We start from the raw sequence: 7,893 nt of genomic DNA on the forward strand, positions 1-7,893 counted from the left end.
TTTTTTTGTGAAATTATTGTTGTTTTTTCTCTTCTAAAACTTGTAGTTTTCTTTCTAAATATTTTACCTTGTCTTCTAACTGAATTTCTTTCACTTTGCTTTCGGTGATGTCTGTTCCAACCCAAAAGATGCTTTCAATTTCACCTTTTTTATCTTTTACGCTGGCGATGACCATTTTTACATAGCGGAAACCAAAATCAGCGGTTTTGAGCACTACCAGACCTTCGGCAATACTTCTATTTTCAAGCTCTGCAAGTAGCGATTTGTAGTCCCAGCGTCCTAAAATTACTTCATCTATATGATGACCGATATAATCCAATTTAGCTATTTTTAAGTCATTTATTGCATATTCGTTCATATCTTTAATATGCAAATGATTATCAGTTTCAAAAACTAAAAAGGAATGTTCAAGCACAGTGTTTTTGAAGCCCGCTGTTTTTTGATTTTCTTGGTCACGAACTTCTTGCAACATTTTGCTCGTAATATCTGTACAAACACAGGTTACTTTCTGCAAGTTTCCATCTTTATCTAACATAGGGAAAAACGAAGCTCGCATCCAAATTTCAGAGCCATTTTTTCGGAGGCGTTTGATAACTTTTTCAACGTAGTTTCCTTGTGAGAGTTGAGCCCATACCAAACTAAATTCAGCAGGGTCGGAGTCTTTGGGGGCATAAAAACTTCTGTGTTGCCCAATAACTTCTCGGCGGCTATAACCCGTAATCTCTAAAAAGTTATCATTAACATCAATAAAATAGCCGTGTCTATCCAATTCGGTAACGATGGTAGCTTTCTGTATGGCTTGCACGAAAGCCGCCATATCGGCATTACGTTGTTCAAGGGCTTCTCTATCGGCTATGAGTTGAGCCATACTTTGCTCCATAGCTACCTTCTGGGCAGACATCTGCTCTATTTCTTGACTGGAAGAAGCAAGCAGTAGACGAGTTTCTTCATTAGACTTAATGGAATAAATAGCAGAAGCAATGTCTTCGGCAATCACCTCTAAAAAGTTCTTTTCTGTTTCGGTAAGCAGATTGAGCGAAGCTACTTCCAATACACCAAACACTTCATTACCTATTTTGATAGGCACAAGCAGAATAGAACGAGGAGCCTCTTCACCCAAACCCGAAGCAATATGAACGTAATCTTTGGGAACTTTGAGCAAATAAATGCTTTCACCTTCTTGCCAACACTGCCCTACAAGTCCTTGTCCTACGTAAATTTGCTGTTTGATGTATTTCTTTTTATCCAAAGCATAAGCAGATTTTAATTCTAAATAAGGGGTTTCGCTTTCGTTACTGCTGATAATGTAGATACCGCCGTATTGTCCTTTTACATATTTTACAGCATTGCGAACCAGATTGTCGTAAAGTTTTTGAGGGTTTTCGGTATCTCGGAGAATATCGGCAAATAGGGTAAGACCTTCGTTGAGCCAGTTTCGGATATTTTCTTGTTCTGATACATTTTTCAGACCTTCTTGCATTTGTAAGAAAGCTGTTCCAAGCACGCCCTTATCATCAAATACGTGCAGTTGGGTTTCAAAGTTCCCTTGTCCGATTTGTTTGGCAAGTTCTTGGGTTTGAGATAGCTCGTAAGTGAGTTTTTCTATTTTACGTAAAATGGGAAGCGTTTCATCTTTTTCTCCTTGCCACTGAACTTTGGGTAGATCACCTTCGGAAAGAGAGAGCAGATACTCATCTACTTCTTGCAAACGCTTATAAATTTTTTGATTGATGTTTTTTCCTAACCAATATACTACTGCTATCATCAGTAGAACAAATAAAACACCCGCAATAATGAGCAAATTATTGTGTAAATCAAGGTATTCACGCTCCAAACGAATTTGCTCTTTTCTGCCTTTGATGAGGCGGTCAATGTCGGTATAAATTTTTTGTGTAATTTCAAGGATTTGTCTTTGATAGAGTTGTTTAGCATTTTCAGAAAGAACCACAAAGCGTTCAGCGTCCATCTTTTCCCCCGAAGTTGTTTCAAAACCTTGTGTCTCTTTCCCTCTAACTATTTCTATACCTTCAATGGAAGCCTCGACATCTGTATTAACAAAAGCAGATTTACTATCAAAGGTAGCTTCTTGTTGCTCTTCGGTGATATTGACACGTGTAGTATCAGAGGTGTTAAAGTTCCCACCTGTGAAACTACCGCCTTCACGTTCTTGTTCTTCTACAATTCGGGAAATACTTCGCTGATAGCGTTTCAGCTTTTCTAAATCGGTAAGGAGAGTGGCATAATCGGTTCTATCTTCCAAGAGTTTCCATTCTTTTTCGTAGCGAGCCAGCGTATCAGTGGTAGCTTTAATGAAATAACTCCATATATTTTCTCTTTCGGAAGCAAATAATGGATTTCTGTAAATAAGTTGATTTTGTAGTGCCGAATTGGTTTGAGCTACATATCCTTTGAGGGCTTCCAATTGCTCTTGCGAAGGATAAGCAATGCTGATCAAGTAGTTTTTTCTTTCGGTAAGTTGGCTCATACGCAAAAGAAACAGGCTTGTTGCCAAAGCAAACAAAGCAAATACAAGGAACAGACCACCTACTATTTTTCTGCGTAAAGCATAACTGGGGCTGGTAAAGAAGTTAAAAATTATATTCTTGCGAGCCATTGCTACGTTTCAAGAGGTTTGAGCGTGTGAAAGTCCAAAAGTTTAATATTGATTTTTGCAAATCTACAAAATTCAAATTTAGTTCATTTTCCAAAGATACAGAAATCTTTTGGTGATTTGCAAAAATTTTTTTAGAGTAGTATCAGAGAAAGTTCTAATGTGTTAGCAAGTTTTTTATTCTAAAGTATTATGGACTATTTCAGAAAGAAAAAAAACTTTTACTGGTTGATTAAGAATATTTTCTATTGTTCATATGTTTGTGATATACTTTGATATGATGCTTTCTAAAATAGTTTTTTGGAGGTATGGCTTCATATTGCTATGGAAAGTGTTTCTGCTCTTAAACAGGATTTCAACCGAATTTTTAGAGATACACGAAAAATTTAGATTTAGTTTGAATTTGCCTAAAAGACTTTTTATCTTAACCTATTTTTTTCATCTTTGCATAAATTTTGGGCTATGATTGAATTTAGAAATATCAGTAAGACTTTCGGGGAGCGTAAGGTATTAGATGATGTTAGCGGTATTTTTGAAAAAGGCAAGTTGAGCCTCATTATTGGTGGCAGTGGAACAGGCAAGAGTGTGCTTCTCAAATGTATTGTGGGGCTTATCAAACCAGATGTTGGTTTTGCTTTGTATGATGGTAGAAATTTCACCGAAGGAGACGAAAGCACCAAACGCGAAATTCGTAAAGAAATCGGTATGCTTTTTCAAGGTTCAGCTCTTTTTGATTCCAAAACCGTAGAAGAAAATGTCCGTTTCCCACTGGATATGCTTACCAATATGAGTATGAGCGAAAAAATGGATAGAGTGTATTTTTGTCTGAAACGCGTAGGATTAGAACAAGCAGGCAAACGTATGCCTTCTGAAATTTCGGGAGGTATGAAAAAACGTGTAGGTATTGCAAGGGCTATTGTGTTAAATTCTCAATACCTTTTCTGTGATGAGCCTAATTCAGGTTTAGACCCCCTTACAGCTATTCGTATAGATGAACTTATTCAAGAAATTACTTACGAATATCAAACAACTACCGTGGTGGTTACCCACGATATGAACTCGGTAATGGGAATTGGCGATTATATTATGTTTTTGTATCAGGGCAAAAAAGTTTGGGAAGGCAACAAAAACAATATTTTAGAAACCCAAGAACCTGCATTGAAAGAGTTTTTATTCTGCTCACAACTTATCAGAGAAATGAGAAAATAAATGCCCCAAAGACTTGCTTTTGCAATATCCTTAATTTTTCACCCATTACTGCTACCTACTTTTGTAATGGGACTGATGTTTTTTATCTCACCTAATTTGGTAGTGGTAGCAAGTAAAAAAGGGCGTTGGCTTCTTTTAGAAATGACTTTTTTGCTTACTTTTTCTGTTCCTGTACTAATAATGATAATTCTCAAACGTTTGCAAGTGATTGGTAGCTTGAGCCTACCCAGCCGAAAAGAACGCCGTTTGCCTTTTGCTATTATTTGCACAATTTATGTAGCTACGGCTTATCTTTTTTACATTCTTACACAAAAAATTTATCTTGACGAAAAAATCTTACTCGTGTTTGGTAGTATTTGCTTTTCTTTGTTTTTGCTTACGGTAGTTACTTTTTTCTATAAGATTAGTGCTCATAATCTTGCCATAGCGGGTGTTTTTGGGGGTATGCTTGCGATGGCTTTACGTTATCAGGAGTATATTTTAGGCTTTCCTTTGGCAATTACGGCAATTATATGGGGGGCTGTGGCTTCTGCACGACTTTCAATGAAAGCTCATAGTTGGCAGGAAGTTTTTTGGGGTAGTATGCTTGGCTTTTGGACAAACTTTTTGATAATTTTGCTTTGGAAGGTTTGATAAACTAACGCTATTTGTTGAAATCAAATTTTATTTTTGCAGTTTATACCTTATTACTCATTACTAACTACTAACTACTAACCTATGATCCTCGTAGAATGTCCTCGTGATGCTATGCAAGGCATACACGAATTTATACCTACTGAAATCAAGGCAGAATATTTGAATTTGCTTTTGAGAGTTGGTTTTGAAGTTTTGGATTTTGGCAGTTTTGTCTCGCCCAAGGCTATTCCACAAATGCAAGATACTGCCGAAGTGCTGAAAAAATTAGATTTATCTGATACGAAAACCCAACTTTTGGCGATTATTGCGAACCTAAAAGGAGCGGAGCAGGCTTGTGAATTTGAGGAAATTCGCTTTCTGGGGTTTCCGTTATCGGTTTCAGAGGAATTTCAGAAAAGAAATACCAATAAAAGCATACAAGAGGCTTTGGAGGTGGTAGCTCAAATTCAGAATCTTTGCGAAAAACATAATAAAAAGCAGGTGGTGTATCTTTCTATGGGCTTTGGAAATCCTTACAATGAGCCTTATTCACCTGAAATTGTAGAAATGCTTTCAGACAAATTGTTGAGTTTGGGGGTAAAAATTATAGCCCTTTCTGATACCATTGGCGTGGCTACTCCTGAAAGCATTAGCGAACTATTTACGCATTTGAGCCAAAAAATGCCACAAGTGGAATGGGGTGTGCATTTGCATAGCAATCCCAGAACGGCATATAGCAAAATTGAAAGTGCCTACAAAGCAGGTTGTCGTAGGTTTGATGGAGCTTTAAGAGGTTTTGGGGGCTGTCCGATGGCAAAAGATGAACTCACGGGGAACATCGCTACGGAAACCATTTTGAAGTTTTTACAAGAAAAATCTATTCCATATACCCATAATGCTGAATTTTTAGAGAAGGCAATGGCTTTTTCGCACAAAGTTTTTGGCTTGTGATGAAAATTATTCTTGATTGGCTCAAAGACAACTATCTGGAAATCTTGGGCTTTCTGACGAGCTTGTATTGTGTTTGGCTCAATATTAAAGCTAATCTCTGGGCTTGGTTTTGGGCGGTAGTTAGTTCGGCGATTTCTGCTGTATTCTTTTATCAATTGCGTTTATACGGCGATATGAATTTGCAATTTTTCTTTATCGCTACTTCTATTTATGGTTTTTGGCAATGGAAATTTGGAAAAAGGGGCTTACAAAGAGAAAATTTGACCATTGTTTTTTTACCAAAGCATCTGTACAAATGGGTTTTGCTTGCTTTTCTGATAATTTTTGCTCTGACTTACCAAGCACTTGCTTGGCTCAAAGGGGATATTCTGCTTTGGGATACGCTTACTACTACTTTAAGCATACTGGCTACGTGGCTACTGGCTCGGAAGTATGTTGAAAATTGGCTCGTATGGATAGTGGCTGATTTTATTTATGTAGGTATGTATTGGCATAAAACAGCCTATTTGTATGCTTTGCTCTATGCGATATTTTTAGGAATGGCAAGCAAAGGATTTTGGGAATGGCGAAAAGATGCAGTGAGTAACTAAAAATCCCCAAGTCCAGAAATACTGGACTTGGGGATAATAAAGGTTGATGACTTTTGCTCCAAACTAAAACTCTAAACCTTAAATTTTTGTGCCAGGAACGGGAATCGAACCCGTACGGCGTTTTACCGCCACAGGATTTTAAGTCCTGCGTGTCTACCAGTTCCACCACCCCGGCTCTGACTACACTGCTGTAGCCGTATATTTCACCCTAACCTACCAAATATGTTGCTTAAAAAGCAATAAAAAAAGAGCGGAAAACGAGACTCGAACTCGCGACCCCAACCTTGGCAAGGTTGTGCTCTACCAACTGAGCTACTTCCGCTTTTTAGTTTCAGTGTTACCTGAATTGTGGGTACAAATATAGTAGGTTCAAGAAAACTATGCAAATTTTTTTGCGAAAAAATTTTTAATTTTCTTTTCTGAAAATGCTTTTTTTCTGATTTACAATAACTTTTCAGGGCAAGTAGGTTCTACCATTATTACGGTTTCTTTTTCTACAATCACTTCGCCTGCTTCTAAATCTTTGGTTTTTCGGATAAATTTTTTGGGGGTAACAATCACGGGGCAAAACGTTTCGTTGCGTCTTTTGGAAAAATAAGCCGCTATTTGTGCCGCTTTTTCTATCACAGGTTTGGGAAAGTTTTTGCCTGCTTGGTATTTAATAATCACGTGAGAGCCGCTGACATCTTTGGCGTGAAGCCACAAATCTTCTTTGTAAGCATATTTTTGTGTGAGCAAATCGTTGTTTTGGGCATTTTTACCTACAAGAATGGTAAAGCCTTCTACCTGAAAAACTTTGAAAGGAATTGTCTCACTACTTTTCTCCTCTTGCAAATCCAACTTATTTTCTTTCAGATAGTTACGCAAATCTTTTAAGTTTCTAATTTGCCTGATTTTTTCTAAATGATTTTTCAAGACATCTTTGTAAAGCTCTCGGGCTTGTAAATTTTCTTCTAATTTAGCAATTTCAATTTTCTGGTTTTTTGCCTTTTTGTAATACCATTCGGCATTTTTTTGGGGTGAAAGTTCGGGTTTGAGCTTAATAGTAATGGGTTTATCGGTGTAAAAATCAGTAAGCGTAATGCTTTCGGCTTTTTCAGGAATTTCGTGCAAATGAGCCATTAAAATATGCCCAATTTTTTCCAAATTTTTGCTTTCCTCTAATTCTTGGAGTTTCTGATAGGTTTTTTGCAAGTAATTTTCGGTTTTTTCTAAAAGTTTTTCTACCTGTCTTATTGCTTGCAGATGTTCTTTGGAAAATTGCGAAACTCGTGCATAGGCATAATAAAATTCGTTCAGAGCTTCTATGGCTGAAAGAAATTGCTTTTCGTTTTCCAAAATACCCTCCAAAAGGCTCAAAGCAGGTAAATGCTGATAAGTACCTACAAAAAATTGAGGTTCAAAAAGCTTTTGATGTAAGGCAAAGGCTTTTTCCCAAAGCATTTCGGGGGTATCTGCTTGGCTTTGAGCAAGTAAGTGTTTATCAAAAGTAGGGAAAATAGCTTTGAGATTGAAATTCTGCAAACAAAAGTTTTCCCAAGTTTGCTCAATAGGTTTAGCAAGAGCCGAAAGTTTTAAGTTCCAATCGTTTTGAAGTTTTTTGTGAAAAATATCTAATACATCATCATTTTCAAAAAGCAGAATATTGGCTCGGTTGCCATACATTTTGAAAAGCAAAGTTAGATTTTGTTCTAAAAAAATAGCCCAAGAGCGGTCATTGAGAGTAGTTTCAACCTTGAAAACTTTTTTGCCAATTGCATTTTCAAAGAGTTCAATCGTATTTTTTTTTGTTTAGTCCTCCGACAAAAGTTGAATAGTTTTTACAAGTTGTGGATATTGGGTATCATTTAAGAGGCAATATTGCAAAAACAGGAAACCATACCTAAAAAAAGAGAACTCTCTACGCCCGTTAGGACA

6 protein-coding genes and 2 tRNA genes are annotated in these 7,893 nt (G+C 36.9%); 4 read left to right on the forward strand and 4 right to left on the reverse strand.

What is annotated here, in order from left to right; all coding sequences use genetic code 11:
- Positions 1 to 13 precede the first annotated feature (13 nt).
- Positions 14 to 2,614 carry a PAS domain-containing protein gene (locus Rain11_RS11290; RefSeq protein ID WP_101359476.1) on the reverse strand — a complete coding sequence of 867 codons (2,601 nt, stop codon included), beginning with the start codon at positions 2,612 to 2,614 and terminating at the stop codon, positions 14 to 16.
- A gap of 459 nt (positions 2,615 to 3,073) precedes the next feature.
- Here Rain11_RS11290 and Rain11_RS11295 point away from each other — a divergent pair, with 459 nt between their 5' ends.
- The 4 genes from Rain11_RS11295 to pnuC all read left to right on the forward strand — a co-directional run bounded on the left by Rain11_RS11295 (position 3,074) and on the right by pnuC (position 5,976).
- Positions 3,074 to 3,820 (forward strand): ABC transporter ATP-binding protein, encoded by a 747-nt coding sequence (locus Rain11_RS11295; RefSeq protein ID WP_101359477.1) that lies wholly within the window; start codon positions 3,074 to 3,076, stop codon positions 3,818 to 3,820.
- Positions 3,821 to 4,453, forward strand: coding sequence for a hypothetical protein (locus Rain11_RS11300; RefSeq protein ID WP_101359478.1), 633 nt, complete (start codon positions 3,821 to 3,823; stop codon positions 4,451 to 4,453). It begins immediately after the preceding gene.
- Positions 4,454 to 4,537: 84 nt separating this feature from the next.
- Entirely contained in the window at positions 4,538 to 5,386 is an 849-nt protein-coding gene (locus Rain11_RS11305) for a hydroxymethylglutaryl-CoA lyase (RefSeq protein ID WP_101359479.1), read from the forward strand.
- Positions 5,386 to 5,976: a nicotinamide riboside transporter PnuC gene (gene pnuC / locus Rain11_RS11310; RefSeq protein WP_101359480.1), complete on the forward strand. Its 591-nt coding sequence runs from the start codon at positions 5,386 to 5,388 to the stop codon at positions 5,974 to 5,976. Before Rain11_RS11305 ends, pnuC begins: the two co-directional genes overlap by 1 nt.
- An 89-nt stretch (positions 5,977 to 6,065) precedes the next feature.
- On the opposite strand, the gene Rain11_RS11315 is transcribed toward pnuC, so the two are convergent.
- The 3 genes from Rain11_RS11315 to Rain11_RS11325 form a co-directional block, all read right to left on the reverse strand.
- Positions 6,066 to 6,151: transfer RNA gene (locus Rain11_RS11315), tRNA-Leu, on the reverse strand.
- Positions 6,152 to 6,225: 74 nt separating this feature from the next.
- Positions 6,226 to 6,298 (reverse strand) — tRNA-Gly (locus Rain11_RS11320).
- Between the two features lie 119 nt (positions 6,299 to 6,417).
- Positions 6,418 to 7,653 carry an NFACT RNA binding domain-containing protein gene (locus Rain11_RS11325; RefSeq protein ID WP_133121581.1) on the reverse strand — a complete coding sequence of 412 codons (1,236 nt, stop codon included), beginning with the start codon at positions 7,651 to 7,653 and terminating at the stop codon, positions 6,418 to 6,420.
- Between the last annotated feature and the right edge of the window lie 240 nt (positions 7,654 to 7,893).

This window comes from Raineya orbicola (assembly GCF_002843425.1).
Taxonomy (GTDB): domain Bacteria; phylum Bacteroidota; class Bacteroidia; order Cytophagales; family Thermonemataceae; genus Raineya; species Raineya orbicola.

Bases quoted from the DNA above. Each gene is read 5' to 3' on its own strand.
- Rain11_RS11290 (WP_101359476.1), bottom strand. From the start codon at position 2,614: ATGGCTCGCAAGAATATAATTTTTAACTTCTTTACCAGCCCCAGTTAT.
- Rain11_RS11295 (WP_101359477.1), top strand. From the start codon at position 3,074: ATGATTGAATTTAGAAATATCAGTAAGACTTTCGGGGAGCGTAAGGTA.
- Rain11_RS11300 (WP_101359478.1), top strand. From the start codon at position 3,821: ATGCCCCAAAGACTTGCTTTTGCAATATCCTTAATTTTTCACCCATTA.
- Rain11_RS11305 (WP_101359479.1), top strand. From the start codon at position 4,538: ATGATCCTCGTAGAATGTCCTCGTGATGCTATGCAAGGCATACACGAA.
- pnuC (WP_101359480.1), top strand. From the start codon at position 5,386: ATGAAAATTATTCTTGATTGGCTCAAAGACAACTATCTGGAAATCTTG.